Genomic DNA, 17,086 nt, shown 5'->3' on the forward strand with positions numbered 1-17,086 from the left:
GGAAGCGGATGTGCCGATGGGCGGCCTATCTTGGTGAGGCGGTCTTCTTGGAAGACATCATCACCGCGCCCTGCCATTCGCTGATCGTCCAGAGCCACTGCGCACAGGAAGCCAAGTCGCCGACCAACGGCGACGGTTTTGGTCTGGCCTGGTATGGTGACCGGCCCGAGCCCGGCCTTTATCGCGATATCCTGCCAGCATGGTCCGACCCCAACCTGAAAAGCCTGTGCCGGCAGATCAGGTCGGGCCTGTTCCTCGCCCATGTCCGCGCCTCGACCGGCGGCGCCACCAGCCGCGCGAATTGCCATCCCTTCGTGTCCAGCCGCTGGTCGTTCATGCACAACGGCCAGATCGGCGGCTTCGAAAAGATCCGCCGCGCGCTGGAGAACTCGCTTTCCGATGCGGTCTTCGACCAGCGCGAGGGCACCACCGATTCCGAGCTGTTTTTTCTCCTGATGATCGACCAGGGGCTGGCGGCCGACCCGCAGGGCGCGGTGTCACGGGCAACTGGGCGAGTCATCGAAGCTTCCCGCCGGGCCGGCATCGAGCCGGCGTTGAAACTGACGGCGGCCTTTTCGGATGGCGAGGCGCTGTACGCTGTTCGCTATGCCACCGACGGCCACGCCCCGACGCTCTACACCGGCGCCTTCGCCAGGCGCGCCGGTCATTGCATCGTCTCCGAGCCCTTCGACCGCGACGGCGGCGACTGGCAGGCGATCCCGCCGGCAAGCTTCGTCACAATGACAAGGGCCGGCACCGGCATCCGGCCGTTCGCGCCCGCCACCGCGCGGTTGGCTATGGCGGTGTGATTCCCAAAATTTAGCCACGTCGCGATCCTCGCGCACCCCCTCATGGTGGCTTTTCGCCGCCTTTGGGCTAATGAGCGAAGCGCGATAAGGCATAGGGTGCCAGGAGCGGATCGCGCTCGCCGTCGAGGATTTCGTTGGCCGCAAACAGGCCGATGGCGGGCGCCAGCGTGATGCCGGAATGGGTAATGGCGATGTAGAGACCACCGACTGCGTCGGCGCGGCTGACGATCGGGAAACCATCGGCCGGGGTAGGGCGATAGCCGATGGTGTGGAAGTCGAATTCCAGTCCCTCGGCACCATGCAGCATGGCCTTCATCGACGCGAAAAGCGCGCGCGCGGTGGCCTCCGGCTTCTCGCCCGGATCGCCGCCGCCGAAATCCGAGCCGGCGATGATGCGTCCCTCGGCAGTTTGGCGCGTATGCAGCTTCTCGGCCAGCACCAGGCCGTTGAGCAGCTTCTTGTAAGGGCGCGAATGTACGATCAGGCCGGGCGGCGTCTCGATCGGCAGCTTGATGCCGGCCGCTGCGGCGATCGCTGGGGCGCCGGCGCCTGCAGCGATCACCACCTCATCGGCGGTGATGGTTGCACCCGAAACGACCACGCCGGTGACGTTACCGCCGGACAGCGCCAGCGTATCGACTGTCCCCGTGACTATCCGGGCGCCGCACCGCTCGGCATCCGCCAGCAGCGCCTTTGTGGCCGCCACCGGCTCCGCTACGCCTTCCTCCGCAACGTAAAGTGCAAGATCGGGAAGCTCTGCCAGATTGGGCTCGATGTGCGCCGCTTGTTCTCGCCCGACCTGCTCGATGCCGTAGCCCCAGGACGAATGCTCGGCCGCGTAAGCTTCGAGCTTGTCCGCGGGCAGGTCCCAGCACAAGCCGCCGCACCAGGCGAGCGGCAGCCCCGGCAGGTCGTTCGCCAGCCGCTTCCATTCGGTCATGGCGCGGATGCGCAGCCGGAAATAGATTTCCGGATTGCCCCAACTGGCGTTGATCCAGGCGAAGGAATTGGGCGTCGCGACACCGCCGGCGCCGCTGTCGGAGATGACCGTCACCCGCGCGCCGGCTTTCGTCAGGTGCCAGGCGATCGAAGCGCCGATGATGCCGGCGCCGACGACGATGATTTCTTTTGCGCTGCTCATGCCGATGACCTCGCTCGAATAGTTCTTCTGATGCCATTGCGAGGCGATCAGCTCAAGCGCCTCGGCCTATCGCCCCATGTCGACAGGCCGGCGCTGCGCTGATAGAAGCGCCGCCTGTCACACGGAACGCCCTAAAGAAATGCCCGAAACAATACCTGAAGAGGTTGCGCGCCGTCGCACTTTCGCGATCATCGCACACCCTGACGCCGGCAAGACCACGCTCACCGAAAAGCTGCTTCTGTTCGGCGGCGCGATCCAGCTCGCCGGCGAGGTCAAGGCCAAGAAGGACCGCATCCAGACGCGGTCCGACTGGATGAAGATCGAGCGCGAACGCGGCATCTCGGTCGTCACCTCGGTGATGACCTTCGAATATGGCGACAATGTCTTCAACCTGCTCGACACGCCCGGCCACGAGGATTTCGCCGACGACACCTATCGCACGCTGTCGGCGGTGGATTCCGCCGTCATGGTCATTGACGCCGCCAAGGGTATTGAGCCGCGCACCCTGAAGCTGTTCGAGGTCTGCCGCCTGCGCGACATCCCGATCATCACGTTCGTCAACAAGATGGACCGCGAGAGCCGCGATCCGTTTGAGATTTTGGACGAGATCGAGCAGAAGCTGGCGCTGGACACCGCGCCCGTCACCTGGCCGATCGGCCGCGGCAGGACCTTTTCCGGCACCTACCACCTAGCGCAGAACGCGGTGCGCCGCGGCGACGACGAGAAGGAGCGCACGCCGGTCAACGGCCCGGATTCCAACCGCGTCGCCGGGCTTTTGCCGGAAAACGAGCGCAACGACTTCATCGAGGAGCTGGAACTCGCGCGCGAAGCTTGCCGACCTCTGGATGTGGAAGCGTTCCGAGAAGGCCACCTGACGCCGGTCTATTTCGGCTCGGCGCTGCGCAATTACGGCGTGCGCGACCTGATCGAGGCGCTCGGCGCCTATGGCCCGCCGCCGCGCGCCCAGGAAGCCGACGAGCGCACGGTCGAGGCGACGGAGGACAAGATGACCTCCTTCGTCTTCAAGATCCAGGCCAACATGGACCCCAACCACCGCGACCGCATCGCTTTCGTGCGCGTCTGCTCGGGCAAGCTGGAGCGCGGCATGAAGGCGAAGCTCGTGCGCACCGGCAAGCCGATGAGCCTGTCCGCGCCGCAATTCTTCTTCGCCCGCACCCGCGTCACCGCCGACGAGGCCTTCGCCGGCGACGTCGTCGGCATTCCCAACCACGGCACGCTGCGCATCGGCGACACGCTGACCGAGGGCGAGGAGATCCTGTTCCGCGGCGTGCCGAATTTCGCGCCGGAAATCCTGCGCCGTGTGCGCCTCGGCGATGCTATGAAGGCCAAGAAGCTGAAGGAAGCGCTGCATCAGATGGCCGAGGAAGGCGTCGTGCAGCTATTCTCGCCGGAAGACGGCTCGCCGGCGATTGTCGGCGTCGTCGGCGCGCTGCAGCTCGATGTGCTGAAAGAGCGGCTGAACATCGAATACACGCTGCCGGTGGATTTCGAGATGTCGCGCTTTTCCGTCTGCCGCTGGATCGCGGCCGACGACAAGGCGGAGGTGCAGCGTTTCATCGAATCGCATCGCGGCGACATCGCCCGCGACCTCGACAACGACCCGGTGTTCCTCGCCCAGCACGCTTTCTCGCTGAACTACGAGGCCGAACGCTGGAAAGCGATCCGCTTCACGGCGGTGAAGGACTATCAGGTGCGTGACAAGGCGGCATAAGCCGTATTTCTCTTCCCCCCTTGTGGGGGAAGGTGGCCTCGCGAAGCGAGGTCGGATGAGGGGTGTTCCAGGGAACGCCAACGTTTCACTCCCCTGGAGCACCCCTCATCCGTCGCCTTCGGCGACACCGCCCGGCCCTTCGCAGGCTCAGGGGCCTTCGAAGCTCGAAAAGCCAAGCAATTGGCTTTTCGTCCGCTAAGCGGACCGCTTCTCACCCCGCAAGGGGAGAAGGGAAAGTCCAGCTCACCCCTTCGCCGCTTCCTCGATCTTGGCGATGTCGATCTTGCCCATCTGCATCATCGCCGACATGACCCGGCCGGCCTTCTCCCGATCCGGATCCAGAAGCAGCTTCGGCAGCTGCTCCGGCACGACCTGCCAGGAGACGCCGAACTTGTCCTTCAGCCAGCCACACGGGCCTGGTTCGCCGCCGCCTTCGGTGAGCCGCGACCAGAAGTGATCGACCTCTTCCTGCGTCTTGCAGTCGATCGACTGCGACATCGCTTCGTTGAACTTGAAGTTGGGGCCGCCATTGAGCGCCTGGAACGGCACGCCGTCGAGCTCGAACGTGGTCATCAGCACCTTGCCCTCATCGGCATGACCCTTGGGCCAACGCAAAACGCTCAGCACCTTCGAATTCTTGAAGATGGAGACGTAGTGGTTCATCGCCTCTTCGGCCTGGCCGTCGAACCATAGGCAGGTGGTGATCTTTTGCATGTCGTGCTCCTCGGGCTCATGTTGGCTTTCGTTGTCAACGGTTCGCCGGCGATTTCGTGCCATTTCGATGCCGTCTGCCTTAAGGACGCTGCAGCGAGGCGTGATCCGACAATGGCAGCAAAATTTCCTGAAGAGCTCAGATTTGCCGAAGCTTCCTGGTGCAGCGCAAAATTGTGGCAAGGCCGGATCATGGCCGCTATAACCGCTGCCGACTAAAATTTAAGCGCCGCCCGCCGCGCATCGGCGTGGCCAGCCAGCAAGGACAATACAATGCCTGCCTATCGTTCCCGCACCACCACCCATGGCCGCAACATGGCCGGTGCCCGCGGCCTGTGGCGCGCCACGGGCATGAAGGATTCGGATTTCGGCAAGCCGATCATCGCGGTTGTCAATTCCTTCACCCAGTTCGTGCCGGGCCACGTGCATCTGAAGGACCTCGGCCAGCTCGTCGCGCGCGAGATCGAGAAGGCCGGCGGCGTCGCCAAGGAGTTCAACACCATCGCCGTGGACGACGGCATCGCGATGGGTCATGACGGCATGCTCTATTCGCTGCCGTCGCGCGAGCTGATCGCCGATTCCGTCGAATACATGGTCAACGCGCATTGCGCCGACGCCATGGTCTGCATCTCCAATTGCGACAAGATCACCCCCGGCATGCTTATGGCTTCGCTGCGCCTCAACATCCCGACCGTCTTCGTCTCCGGCGGCCCGATGGAAGCCGGCAAGGTGGTGCTGGCCGGCAAGGCGCAGGCGCTCGACCTGGTCGACGCCATGGTCGCGGCCGCCGACGACAAGATCTCCGACGAGGACGTCAAGGTCATCGAGCGCTCGGCCTGCCCGACCTGCGGCTCCTGCTCCGGCATGTTCACGGCCAATTCGATGAACTGCCTGACCGAGGCGCTCGGCCTGTCGCTGCCCGGCAACGGCTCCACCTTGGCCACCCATGCTGATCGCAAGCGGCTGTTCGTCGAGGCCGGCCATCTCGCCGTCGATCTCGCTCAGCGCTACTACGAGCAGGACGACGAAAGCGCCCTGCCGCGCAGCATCGCCTCCAAGGGCGCCTTCGAGAATGCCATGGCGCTCGACATCGCCATGGGCGGCTCGACCAACACGGTGCTGCACATCCTCGCGGCCGCGCATGAGGGCGAGGTCGACTTCACCATGGAAGACATCGACCGGCTGTCGCGCAAAGTGCCGGTGCTGTGCAAGGTGGCGCCGGCCAAGTCCGACGTGCACATGGAGGATGTCCACCGCGCCGGCGGCATCATGGCGATCCTCGGCCAGCTCGACCAGGCAGGCCTGATCAACCGCGACCTGCCGACCGTGCATACGGCGACGCTCGGCGAGGCGCTCGACCACTGGGATATCGCCCGCACCTCGGCCGAGAATGTCCGCGAGTTCTTCCGCGCCGCCCCCGGCGGCGTGCCGACGCAGGTCGCCTTCAGCCAGGACCGCCGCTGGGACGAGCTCGACACGAACCGCGAGACGGGTGTCATCCGCTCGGCAAAGACGCCCTTTTCCAAGGATGGCGGCCTCGCCGTGCTGAAGGGCAACCTGGCGCTCGACGGCTGCATCGTGAAGACTGCCGGCGTCGACGAGTCGATCCTGAAATTCACCGGTCCGGCCCGCGTCTTCGAAAGCCAGGACGCGTCCGTCAAGGCGATCCTCGGCAACGAGATCAAGGCCGGCGACATCGTCGTCATCCGCTATGAGGGACCGCGCGGCGGCCCCGGCATGCAGGAGATGCTTTACCCGACCAGCTATCTGAAGTCGAAGGGACTCGGCAAAGCCTGCGCGCTGATCACCGATGGCCGCTTCTCCGGCGGCACGTCCGGCCTCTCGATCGGCCATGTCTCGCCCGAGGCCGCCGAAGGCGGCGCGATCGGCCTCGTCCAGGAAGGCGACACGATCGAGATCGACATCCCCAACCGCACCATTCGCCTCGCCATCAGCGATGCCGAGCTCGATGCGCGCGGCAAGGCGATGAACGCCAAGGGCGCCGACGCCTGGAAGCCGGCCGAAAAGCGCAAGCGCAAGGTGACGACGGCGCTCCGCGCCTACGCCGCCTTCGCCACCAGCGCCGACAAGGGCGCGGTAAGGAAAGTGCCGGAGTAGGGCAGCTTCTCCCTTCTCCTAGAAGGGGAGAAGGAGAGCGCCTGCGCCACTACGGCATCAACTGATACTCATAAAGCTTCTGGTAAAGCCCGCCTTGCTTGAGCAGGGCCTTGTGCGGGCCGCTTTCCAGCACCTTGCCCTTTTCCATCACCACGATCGTGTCGGCCTGGTGCACGGTCGACAGCCTGTGCGCGATGACGATCGTCGTGCGCCCGACGGTGAGCTGCTGCAGCGCGTCGCGGAACAGCGCTTCCGATTCGGCGTCGAGCGCGCTTGTCGCCTCGTCGAGCAGCAGGATCTCAGCATTGCGCAGCATGGCGCGCGCGATCGAGATGCGCTGGCGCTGGCCGCCGGACAAAAGCGAACCGTTCTCGCCGACCTCCGTGTCGTAGCCCTTGGCCATGGCGCTGATGAAGTCATGCGCGTTGGCGGCCTTGGCGGCGGCGACCACCTCTTCGTCGGTTGCGCCCTCGCGGCCGAGGCGGATATTGTGCATGACGGTGCCGGCAAACAGGAACGTGTCCTGGCTGACATAGGCGATCTTCTGCCTGAGCGAATCCAGCGTCGCGAACGAGATGTCCTGGCCGTCGAACATCACTCTGCCGGTCTGCGGGTCGTACATGCGCATGATCAGGTTGAGGATCGTCGACTTGCCGCTGCCCGACGGTCCGACCAGCGCCGTCATCTTGCCTGCGTTGAGCGTCAGGTTGAAACCTTCGAACACCGGCGGGCTTTCCGGATAGGCGAAGCTCACATTGTCGAAGCGGATTTCGCCGGGGCCGGCCCGCAGCGGCCGGGCGTCGGGCTTTTCGGCCAGCGTCAGCGGCCGGTCGGCCAGTTGGAACATCATGCGCACGCCGACGATGCCCGTCTCCAGCGAAATGCGCACGCGGGCAAGACGCTTTGCCGGCTCATAGGCTAGCAGCAGCGCCGCGATGAAGGCCATGATGTTGCCGGGCATCTGGCCTCCCTGCAGCACCAGCAGGCCGCTGACGAAGACGGCGCCGGCAATTGCCAGCCCGGCGAGCGTTTCCATCAGTGGGCTGGTTGCAGCCTCCAGAGTTGCGATGTTGTTGGCGCGGGTTTCTACGTCCGACACCGCCTTGTGCATGCGCTTGCGCATCGCGCCTTCGAGATTGAAGGATTTGACGACACGCACGCCGATCGCCGTCTCCTGCATCACATGCACGATCTGGCCGAGCGAGACGAACTCCATCGCCGCGATCTTGCGGACACGCTTCAGGATGCGGTTGACGCCATAGATCGCCACCGGACCGACGACGAAGCAGATCAGCGACAGCGCCTGCTGTTGCCAGAACATGACCCCGACCAGGACGATCAGCGTCACCAGGTCGCGCACATAGGAGGTGACGACGAGGTCGAGCACGCTGCGCGCGGCTTGCGCGTTGTTGGTCATGCGGGCGATCAGGTCGGACGACGAGGTCGAATGGTAGAATTCGATGCCTTGCGCCAGGATGCGGTCGTAGATCCTGCGCTGCCTGTCGGCGATGATCGCGTTGCCGACGCGGCTCATGCAATAGGCCTGGACGAAGCTGGCGAGACCCTTGAGCAGGAAGATCGCCGCGACTCCGGCCGCGATCAGGTTGATGCGGTCGAGCCGCTTGAAGACGACGAACTCGTTGGTGATCTCGCGCAGGATCCAGGCGCTGGCGCCGGTCATGGCGGCCACCACCAGCATCGACACGATTGCCGCGCCATAGCCGAATTTGTGCTCGTGGAACGATTCCCTCACCAGCCTCGCGATGAGGCGCTGGTTTTCCGTCGAGCGGAAGAAGCGAAACAACGGCCGATCCTGTGCCTGGCTGCGAAAATTTCGGATTCGCCACGAGGGCGAGAGGCGGCTTATAGAGCGAGTTGCGGCCCGATGGAACCTTTCGGCCGCCGGGGAAAGAAAAGGCTGCTTCAGGCTGTCTTTTCGGCCACGATGAGTGCCGATTCTTGGGAAAAAGGGTAACGACAGATGGATTTCGACCTCATCGTGCGCGGCGGCACGCTGCCGGATGGCAGGATTGCCGATATCGGCATTGCCGGCGAGACCATCCGAGCGATCGAGCAGAGGTTGCTGGGCTCCGCGCCGACCGAGATCGACGCGCGCGGCAATCTCGTCTCGCCGCCCTTCGTCGATCCGCATTTTCATATGGACGCCACGCTCTCCTACGGCATTCCGCGCATCAATGCGTCGGGCACGCTGCTCGAAGGCATCGCGCTCTGGGGCGAGTTGAAACCGCTTCTGACGCACGAGGCCGTCCGCGAGCGCGCGCTCGCCTATTGCGACTGGGCAGTGTCCATGGGACTGCTCGCCATCCGCAGCCATGTCGATGTCTGCGACGACCGGCTGCTTGCGGTCGAAGCGCTGCTCGACGTGAAGAAAACTGTCGCGCCCTATATCGACCTGCAGCTGGTCGCGTTTCCGCAGGACGGCCTCTACCGCTCCCCGACGGCGCTGAAGAACACCATCCGCGCGCTCGACCTGGGCATCGACATCGTCGGCGGCATCCCGCATTTCGAGCGCACCATGGCCGACGGCACCCGTTCGATCACGGAGCTTTGCGAGATCGCGGCCAAACGTGGCCTGATGGTCGACATGCATTGCGACGAGACCGACGATCCGCTGTCGCGCCACATCGAGCAGTTGGCTTTCGAGACGCAACGGCTCGGCTTGCAGGGCAGGGTGGCCGGCTCGCACCTCACCTCAATGCATTCGATGGACAATTACTACGTCTCGAAGCTTTTGCCGCTGATCGCCGAGGCCGGCGTCTCGGCCATCCCCAATCCGCTGATCAACATCATGCTGCAGGGGCGCCACGACACCTTCCCGAAGCGGCGCGGCCTGACCCGGGTCAAGGAGATGCAGGCGCTCGGCATCCGTGTCGGCTGGGGCCAGGATTGCGTGCTCGACCCCTGGTATTCGCTGGGCACCGCCGACATGCTCGACGTCGCCTTCATGGGGCTGCATGTGGCGCAGATGTCGAGCCCGGCCGACATGGCGCGCTGCTTCGACATGGTCACCAACGTCAACGCCGCCATCATGGGGCTCGATCACCTTGGCCTGGCGGTCGGCAAGCGGGCGAGCCTCGTCGTGCTCGATGCCGGCAATCCGATTGAGGCGGTACGCCTGCGCCCCGAGCGCCTCTGCGTCATCGCCAGGGGCAAGGTGGTGGCTGAGCGGACCAGGCAGGAAACCAGGCTGTCGATTGCCGGCAGGCCGGAGAGCGTCAACCGACGGCATAAGACGGCGTAGGTCTCTGCGTCTCGGTTTGACCAGTCGCATTGGCGGGAGGAACGCTCGCGACTTCGTCATTCCATGGCGGAGCGAGGAGCGAAGCGACGCGCGCAGACCATGGAATCCATTCCGTGACTTCAAGGCGTTGCCACGATGCAGAATTCTGCTCCGCAGCACCCTACGATTAAGGTCACGGAATGGATCCTCGGGTCTGCGCGTCCGCTGCCCTCCCGCTCCGCCCGTGGATGACTAAGTTCGGGCGCTTCGGTGAACCGCGATTCTCCGTCGCTGGTCTTACGGATTTCCCTCGTCAAACCCACAGCTTATGGCTAGGGAGCGGCATGGCTCAGACCATCGCCCGAAATTTCACGATCAGGAACATGTTGCTCGCCGGCATCCTGTTGATGCTGGCCGGTGACTTCATGTTCGCGCTGAACGATGCGATGGGCAAATGGCTGGTCGCTTCCTTCTCGGTCGGACAGGTGGTTCTGATCCGCTCGATCGGCGCCTTCATCGTGCTCGGTCCGATGATCGCCAACCAGGGCACGGCCAGGCTGTTTCACATGGACCGGCCGCTTTTGCAGTTCCTGCGCGTCGTGGCGACCACCACCGATACCGGCCTCTTCTATGCTGCGGTAGTCTACCTGCCGCTGGCCGACGTGATGAGCTTCTACATGGCCGGGCCGATCTATGTCGCGGCGCTGTCGCACCTTTTGCTCGGCGAAAAGGTCGGCTGGCGCCGTTGGCTGGCGATCCTGGTCGGCTTCTGCGGCGTGCTGATCATCCTGAAGCCGTCCTCGGCGGCCTTCTCGATGTCTTCGGCCTTCGCGCTGGTCGGCAGCATCGCCTTCGGCTTCGCCATCATCCTCGGCCGTCTCCTGCGCGGCACCAGCGACACGACTTTGGTCACCTGGCAGACGATCGGCACGCTGATTGTCGGCGGCCTGCTCACCATCGGCGCCTGGCGCACGCCGTCGGCGCTCGATTTCGGCGCCATGCTTCTGCTCGGCGTCGTCTCCTGCGCCGCGCATCTGATGATCACAAGGGCACTGAAGTTGGCGCCGGCCTCGACGTTGGCGCCGCTGCATTACACGCTGCTCCTGTGGGCGGTGATCTTCGGCCTGGTGTTCTTCGGCGATGTCCCGGGGCCGCGCATCCTTGTCGGTGCGGCCATCGTCGTCCTTGCCGGCATGTTCATCTTCCATCGCCAGAAGGTGGTGGAGACCGAGGTGCCGCCGGAGAACGTGCCGAAGGGCGTGAATTAAAGCATGTCTCCCGAAAGTGGGAACCGGTTTCGGGCAAAGACATGCGCAAAATCAAAAGCCTAACGCGCAGGAAGCGAATCTGAAAGATCGCGACGCGCTTTGCGACCCCAGGAAAGTGTGAGCGGTTGGACTAGGCGACTTCGCCGCAGCCATCCATCCGGAAAGTATTTTACGGTGCAAATCGCCTGCCGGATGCAATCTGCGATTGATCCGGGAGGGGCAGGCGGGATATCTGTGGCTTGGAAAATTGGAACTGTTGGGGGGAAGTCATGGGTAGTTTCTCTATATGGCACTGGCTTATAATTCTGATCCTTATCGGCCTGCCATTGTTGTTTGTCCTGAGGGCGCCGCCAGCCGGCGTCAACCGTTTCGGTGACACGCCGCCGTCAATGGATTTCGGAGAAGCGATTTCAAGCTTTTTCCGAAACTACGTGAACTTTTCCGGCAGGGCCAGTCGCTCGGAGTTCTGGTACGCCTATCTGTTCATCGTCATTGTCGGCGTCATTATGGTCGTGGTTGATGCCGTTGTCGGGAATGAACTTATTTCTTCGATCTGGAATCTTGCCATCCTTCTGCCGACACTCGCCATGACGGCTCGCCGGCTGCACGATATCAACAGAAGCGGCTGGCATCAGCTGCTTGCGGGATTGTTCCCCATCGGCACCATCGCGCTGCTTGTCTGGTATTGCAAAAAGTCCGACGAAGCAGGGTCGTTGAACGAGATCCAGAGGGTTTTCAGGTAGAACGCTGGGATTGCTCTAAAAGCGCGTCGCGCTGAACCGGATTCAGGCGACGCGCTTTAAGTCTCTGTTTTGATGCATGTCGTCGTCCCAGAACCGCTGTACACTTCTGGGCGACATGCTCTAGCCCAGGCGCACCGACGCCAGGTGCCGCGAGAATTCTGCCGTCTCCATCAGCGCCTTGCAGCGGGCGAAGCGGCCGTCGGCATAGGCGCGGAAATCGTCGGCCGGATTGTCGTTGGCGAGCTGGATCAGGCCCCACAGCGTCCATAAAAGGTCGCACATCGCCTTGTAGATGACGACGCGGCCGCGCTCCGCTGGCTTCGCCTCGCCGCCGAAATAGGCGTGCATCAGCTCCTCGTCCTGGGCGGCATCGAACCTGCCCTCCACCGAGAGGTCGCCGAGGTCCCACAGTGGATCGTTCATGCCGGAATATTCCCAGTCGACGATCCACATCCGATCGCCTGTATCGAGGAAGTTCTCGCACAGCGGATCGCAATGGCAGGCGGCGAGCGGGATGGCATGCGCGGCAAGCGCCGCGCGCACCGCGCTGGCCTCGCGCACCACGTCGTGATAGCCGGCGGGCAGCGCCACGTCCTTGGTCGACAAGACCTTGAGATAGTCGTCGATCATCGCGAACAGCTCGAAGCGGAAGGGAAAGACCGCGCCGGAAGAGTGCAGTTTCCGGAAGGCCTGTGCCGCCCGCGCCGGGCTGCCTGTCCGCGCCTTGAACTTGTCCGGCGACATCGTCTCGGCGCCGTCGATGAAACGCGTCGCCATCAGGCCGGACGCCGGATCGGCATAAAGCACCTCCGGGCTGACGCCGGCCCTGGCCGCTTCGCGCGCCGCCACCGCCTCGTTGGCGCGGTTGATATATTCTTCCGTGCCCTTGCCGGGAATGCGCAGGCATGCTTCGCCGGCCCGGTAGACCCTATTGGTGAGGCCGCCCAAACGCTCCAGCGGTCCGTCATAGCCTGCCAACACCGGGATAGCCGCCAGCGCCGCGCGTACGTCGTCCATCGACTTCCCCCTTTTTAACCCTGACGCCATGTTTGTGGCCGGACGGTTCCACAGTTTTCTCCGCTTGGCTATCATGGGGGAACAAAGATTCGGCGGGAGCAGCAATGACGGACGGCAAGCACAGCGGCTCGCTCAGCGCGGCCTATGCGGCGAAGCGGCCGGACGAAGTGGCCGCGATCTATGACGATTGGGCGGACACCTATGATGCCGATATGTCGGTAGCCGGCTATCGTCACCCGACAATCTGCCTGGCGCTGCTTGCCCGCCACCTGCGGCGCGGCGCCGAACCCTTGCTCGACGCCGGCGCCGGCACCGGCCTGATCGGCGAATGGCTGGCCATCACCGGCTATCCGAGGGTCGAGGCGCTCGACATCTCACAAGGCATGCTGGACAAGGCAGGCGCCAAGAACGTCTACACGGCTCTGCATCGCCTGGCGATGGGCGATACGCTGCCCTTCGCCGACGGCGCCTATGCCGGCATCGTCTCTGCCGGCGTCTTCACCTCCGGCCATGTCGGGGTCGAGGGCCTGGATGAGCTGATCCGCATCTGCCGCCGAGGCGGCGTCATCGTGCTGACGGTGAAGAACACGCTGTGGGATGCCGGTTTCGCGGAGCGGATCGCCGAGCTGGAAGCGCGTGGGGCGATAAGCCGCCTCGAAGAGACACGGCCTTATGCCTCGATGCCCGGCGAGGGCGACACTGTGCCGAGCCGTTGCCTGGCGCTGCGCGTCAGCTGACCCGCGCTGGCGGAGATTAACCCTTTATCTTCGTTCCGGCCGGGTCGTACATGGCCTCGATATGGATCTTTGCCGGCGTGCGTTCCATCGCCACCACCAGCTCGTAGTCGCCGGAGGCGAGGAACTCGTCGCCGACGCCGTCGGCATTGCGCACATAGCCGTAGCCGATGTTCTTCTCCAGCGTGTAGCCATAGCCGCCGCTGGTGAGGTAGCCGACCGGCTCGCCATTGCGCAGGATCGTCTCGCGCCCGACCAGCACAATCTCCGGGTCGTCCACCGTGAAGCCGGCAAAGCGTTTCGTCGGCGCCTTGCCGGTCGCTTTCTCCAGCGCTCTCCGTCCGACGAAATCGGCGTTCTTGCGAAGCTTCACCGCCCAGCCGAGCCCCGCTTCCAGCGGCGTGTCGTTCGGCGTGATGTCGGAGCCCCAGGCGCGATAGCCCTTTTCCAGCCTGAGCGATTCCAGCGCCCGGTAGCCGACCGGGCGAATGCCATGCGCCTTGCCCGCCGCCATCAGCGCATCGAAAACCTCGCCGGTGGCCGCGATCGGCACATGCAGCTCCCAGCCAAGCTCGCCGACATAGGTGACGCGCAGCGCCTTCACGCGATGGCCGGCAATCTGGATTTCGCGCGCATGGCCGAAGGGAAAGGCGGCGTTCGAGATGTCGGCATCCGTCACCGCCGCCAGCACGTCGCGGGCGCGCGGCCCCATCAGCGACAGCGTGCCGTACTCCTCCGTGACGTCCTTCAGCCTGGCGTCGAGGCCGGGACCGATATGGTCGCTTATCCAGGACAGGTCATGCGTGCGGAAGCCGGTGCCGGTGACGATGTAGAACCGGTCCTCGCCGAGCCGCGACACGGTGAGGTCGGCCTCGATGCCGCCGCGCGTGTTGAGAAGCTGCGTGTAGGTCAGCCGGCCGACCGGCTTGTTGACGTCGTTGGCGCAGATCCAGTCGAGCGCTTTCAGCGCGTCGCTACCGGTCAGCTCGTATTTGGCGAAGGAGGACTGGTCGAAGATGCCGACCTTCTCGCGCACATCACGGTGTTCGTCGCCGACCGGGCCGAACCAGTTCTGGCGGCCCATCGAATAGACGTCCTCGGCGGCCGCCCCATCGGGCGCGAACCAGTTCGGCCGCTCCCAGCCCAGCTTAGACCCGAACACGGCGCGATGCGTCTTCAGCCGCTCATAGAGCGGCGAGACGATGCGCGGCCGTCCAGTCAGATATTCCTCATGCGGGAAGCCGATCGTATAATGCTTGCCATAGGCTTCCAGCGTGCGGTCGCGAACCCAGTCGCGGTCGCGATGGAGGTTTGAAAAACGCCTTATGTCGACAACCCAAAGGTCGAGCGGCGCCTCGCCGTCGACCACCCATTGCGCCAGCACCCAGCCGGCGCCGCCGCCCGAGGCGATGCCGAAAGCGTTGAAGCCGGCGCCGACGAACATGTTCGCGCATTCCGGCGCGACGCCGAGGATGAAATTGCCGTCCGGCGTGAAGCTTTCCGGCCCGTTGATCATCTGCTTGACGCCGACATGGCCAAGCGCCGGAACACGCGCGATCGCCTGGGTCATATGCTGTTCGAAATGATCGTAGTCGTCGCCGAGCAGGCGGAACTCCCAGTCGTTGGGAACGTCGCCGCCGGGAAGTCCGGTTGCCCAGGCCTGCGGGTTGGGCTCATAGCCGCCCATCACCAGTCCGCCGACCTCCTCCTTGAAATAGGTGCGGCGGTCGGGGTCGCGGATCGTCGGCGCGTCGTTGGCCAGCCCCTCGATCTTCTCGGTGATGATGTATTGGTGCTTGACCGGCTGCAGCGGCACGTTGATGCCGGCCATCGCGCCGACCTGCCTTGCCCACTGCCCGGCGCAGTTCACCACCTTGTCGCAGGCGATGTCGCCCTTTGAAGTCTGCACTGCGGTGATGCGGCCGTCCTTTATCGTGAAGCCGGTGACGCGCACATCCTCGAACAGTTTCGCGCCATGCATGCGCGCGCCCTTGGCGAGCGATTGGGCGATGTCGGAGGGGCTTGCCTGCCCGTCGGTCGGCAGCCACGAGGCGCCGACCAGGTCGCCGGTCTCCATCAGCGGCCACATGCGCTTCACCTCCGCCGGCGACAGAAGCTGCATGTCCATGCCGAAGCTTTTGGCCGTGGTGGCCAGCCGCTTGAATTCGGTCCAGCGGTCGGCGTTCGTCGCCAGCCGCAGGCACCCGGTCATCTTCCAGCCGGTCGCGAGGCCCGTCTCGGCCTCCAACCCCTTGTAGAGCTCGACCGAATATTTGAGCACGCGCGTGATCGAGGCCGACGAGCGCAATTGCCCGACCAGGCCGGCTGCGTGCCAGGTGGAGCCGGAAGTCAGCTTGCCCTGCTCGAGCAGCACCACGTCGGCCTTGTGGTCGCGCGCCAGATGATAGGCGGTGGAACAGCCGATGATACCGCCGCCGATGACGACGATTTCGGCATGGCTGGGCAAGGTCATGGCTTGGTCCCGTATTTCGTCCGGTAGTTCTCCAACGCCGCGTCGAGCCGGACCAGGTTTTCCTCGGTATAGGCCACATAGTCGATGCCGGGCGCGTCGAGATAAAGCTCGGAGACCATGCTCCACATCGCTTCGCGCAGCAGCGAGGCGCACTGCATGGCGGCGTGCGAGCGGCGGATTTCGCTGTCCGGCTCCTTCATGAAATAGGCAGTCAGGAAAGCGAAGGATTCGTCATCGCTCAGACCGGCATTGGAGGCGGCGCCGGCAAGGTCGAACATCGCCGTGTTGAAGCCGGCATATTCGAAATCGATCAGCCACAGCCGCTTGCCGTCGTCGAGGATATTAGCCGGCAAAAGATCGTTATGGCCGAAGACGATCGGCAACAGTTTCTGGGCCCGCTCAAGCTCGTCGGCGAGCGAAAGATAGCGCGGCAACTGATCCTTCTTGCGGCTGCCGCCTTCGTCCAGCGTGCGCGCATAGTCGCGGATGACGTGGAACACCCAGAACATGAAGCCGGCGCCGGAGACGTGGTTCGGCATCTCTCGATGGAAGCCGCGCAGCAGCGCCGCGACACTGCCAAGATTGGCCCGCACGTCTTCGGCGAGGAAGGTCTTGGCGCCAAGGAATTCCGTCACCAGTATGCCGGGCTCGGCATAGTGCACGGCCGGCGCGAAGCCCGCCGCGTGCGCCGCCCGCGCCGTCATCACCTCGCGCTCGCGAAAGACATGGTGGAACGGGAAGTCCTGTCCGAAGCGCACCACATGCCGCCCGGTCGCGTCGGTGACGACAAAATTGGCGTTGCTGAGGCCGCCCGGCAGCGGCTCGATCTCGATGCTGCCGTTCCAGCACGGCAGGGCACGAATGCGGTCTTCGGCTATCACGGTTTCGCTCCGGCCTCGGCCGGTCCCGCGGAAAACGATGGGACAAAACGAAAAAGCCTCGTCGGTGCGAGACGCCAGGATCGGTATCCCGCACCGCACCGACGAGCCCCTTGGCCAGGTTTAATATCCCGGCATCCGCCCCCGCGGATTCGATAAAAGCTCGCGCCTGGCTGGTTCCAGACGATCTGGTCACTAGGTTGCGGCTCTGCCATCACCCT

At 64.3% G+C, this 17,086-nt stretch carries 13 protein-coding genes; 7 read left to right on the forward strand and 6 right to left on the reverse strand.

Annotation, left to right across the window (positions count from 1 at the left end; genetic code table 11):
- Positions 1-8 precede the first annotated feature (8 nt).
- A complete protein-coding gene (locus tag RFM41_RS12635; RefSeq protein ID WP_320249304.1) occupies positions 9-809 on the forward strand; it encodes a class II glutamine amidotransferase in 801 nt (266 codons plus the stop codon).
- A 67-nt stretch (positions 810-876) separates the two neighbouring features.
- Here RFM41_RS12635 and RFM41_RS12640 read toward each other — a convergent pair whose 3' ends face one another.
- Entirely contained in the window at positions 877-1,950 is a 1,074-nt protein-coding gene (locus tag RFM41_RS12640; RefSeq protein WP_320249301.1) for an NAD(P)/FAD-dependent oxidoreductase, read from the reverse strand.
- A 139-nt stretch (positions 1,951-2,089) separates the two neighbouring features.
- Here RFM41_RS12640 and RFM41_RS12645 point away from each other — a divergent pair, with 139 nt between their 5' ends.
- On the forward strand, positions 2,090-3,682 hold the full coding sequence (locus RFM41_RS12645; RefSeq protein WP_320249300.1) for a peptide chain release factor 3: 1,593 nt from the start codon (positions 2,090-2,092) through the stop codon (positions 3,680-3,682).
- A 243-nt stretch (positions 3,683-3,925) separates the two neighbouring features.
- Here RFM41_RS12645 and RFM41_RS12650 read toward each other — a convergent pair whose 3' ends face one another.
- Positions 3,926-4,396, reverse strand: coding sequence for a VOC family protein (locus RFM41_RS12650; RefSeq protein WP_320249297.1), 471 nt, complete (start codon positions 4,394-4,396; stop codon positions 3,926-3,928).
- A 270-nt stretch (positions 4,397-4,666) separates the two neighbouring features.
- Between RFM41_RS12650 and ilvD the strand changes: the two genes are divergently transcribed.
- Positions 4,667-6,511, forward strand: a complete 1,845-nt coding sequence (ilvD, locus tag RFM41_RS12655; protein ID WP_320249294.1) for a dihydroxy-acid dehydratase — start codon at positions 4,667-4,669, stop codon at positions 6,509-6,511.
- A gap of 49 nt (positions 6,512-6,560) precedes the next feature.
- Here ilvD and RFM41_RS12660 read toward each other — a convergent pair whose 3' ends face one another.
- On the reverse strand, positions 6,561-8,315 hold the full coding sequence (locus RFM41_RS12660; RefSeq protein WP_320249291.1) for an ABC transporter ATP-binding protein: 1,755 nt from the start codon (positions 8,313-8,315) through the stop codon (positions 6,561-6,563).
- Positions 8,316-8,492: 177 nt separating this feature from the next.
- Here RFM41_RS12660 and RFM41_RS12665 point away from each other — a divergent pair, with 177 nt between their 5' ends.
- From RFM41_RS12665 to RFM41_RS12675, 3 genes are all read left to right on the forward strand, one after another.
- Positions 8,493-9,773: an amidohydrolase family protein gene (locus RFM41_RS12665; protein WP_320249288.1), complete on the forward strand. Its 1,281-nt coding sequence runs from the start codon at positions 8,493-8,495 to the stop codon at positions 9,771-9,773.
- Positions 9,774-10,096: 323 nt separating this feature from the next.
- Positions 10,097-11,020 carry a DMT family transporter gene (locus RFM41_RS12670; RefSeq protein WP_320249286.1) on the forward strand — a complete coding sequence of 308 codons (924 nt, stop codon included), beginning with the start codon at positions 10,097-10,099 and terminating at the stop codon, positions 11,018-11,020.
- Positions 11,021-11,289: 269 nt separating this feature from the next.
- The gene (locus RFM41_RS12675; protein ID WP_320249283.1) at positions 11,290-11,763 is read left to right on the forward strand and encodes a DUF805 domain-containing protein; all 474 of its coding nucleotides are present in this window, start codon (positions 11,290-11,292) and stop codon (positions 11,761-11,763) included.
- 120 nt (positions 11,764-11,883) lie between these two features.
- Here the strand turns inward: RFM41_RS12675 and RFM41_RS12680 are convergent, their stop codons facing one another.
- On the reverse strand, positions 11,884-12,780 hold the full coding sequence (locus RFM41_RS12680; protein WP_320249280.1) for a phosphotransferase: 897 nt from the start codon (positions 12,778-12,780) through the stop codon (positions 11,884-11,886).
- Between the two features lie 104 nt (positions 12,781-12,884).
- Between RFM41_RS12680 and RFM41_RS12685 the strand changes: the two genes are divergently transcribed.
- Entirely contained in the window at positions 12,885-13,517 is a 633-nt protein-coding gene (locus tag RFM41_RS12685) for a class I SAM-dependent DNA methyltransferase (RefSeq protein WP_320249277.1), read from the forward strand.
- Between the two features lie 16 nt (positions 13,518-13,533).
- On the opposite strand, the gene RFM41_RS12690 is transcribed toward RFM41_RS12685, so the two are convergent.
- Together RFM41_RS12690 and RFM41_RS12695 are read right to left on the reverse strand one after the other, a co-directional pair.
- The gene (locus RFM41_RS12690) at positions 13,534-15,987 is read right to left on the reverse strand and encodes a GcvT family protein (protein WP_320249274.1); all 2,454 of its coding nucleotides are present in this window, start codon (positions 15,985-15,987) and stop codon (positions 13,534-13,536) included.
- Positions 15,984-16,868, reverse strand: coding sequence for a phosphotransferase (locus tag RFM41_RS12695; protein WP_320249272.1), 885 nt, complete (start codon positions 16,866-16,868; stop codon positions 15,984-15,986). Before RFM41_RS12695 ends, RFM41_RS12690 begins: the two co-directional genes overlap by 4 nt.
- Positions 16,869-17,086: the final 218 nt, after the last annotated feature.

The organism is Mesorhizobium vachelliae (assembly GCF_033977325.1).
In the GTDB taxonomy this organism is placed as follows: Bacteria; Pseudomonadota; Alphaproteobacteria; order Rhizobiales; family Rhizobiaceae; genus Mesorhizobium; species Mesorhizobium vachelliae.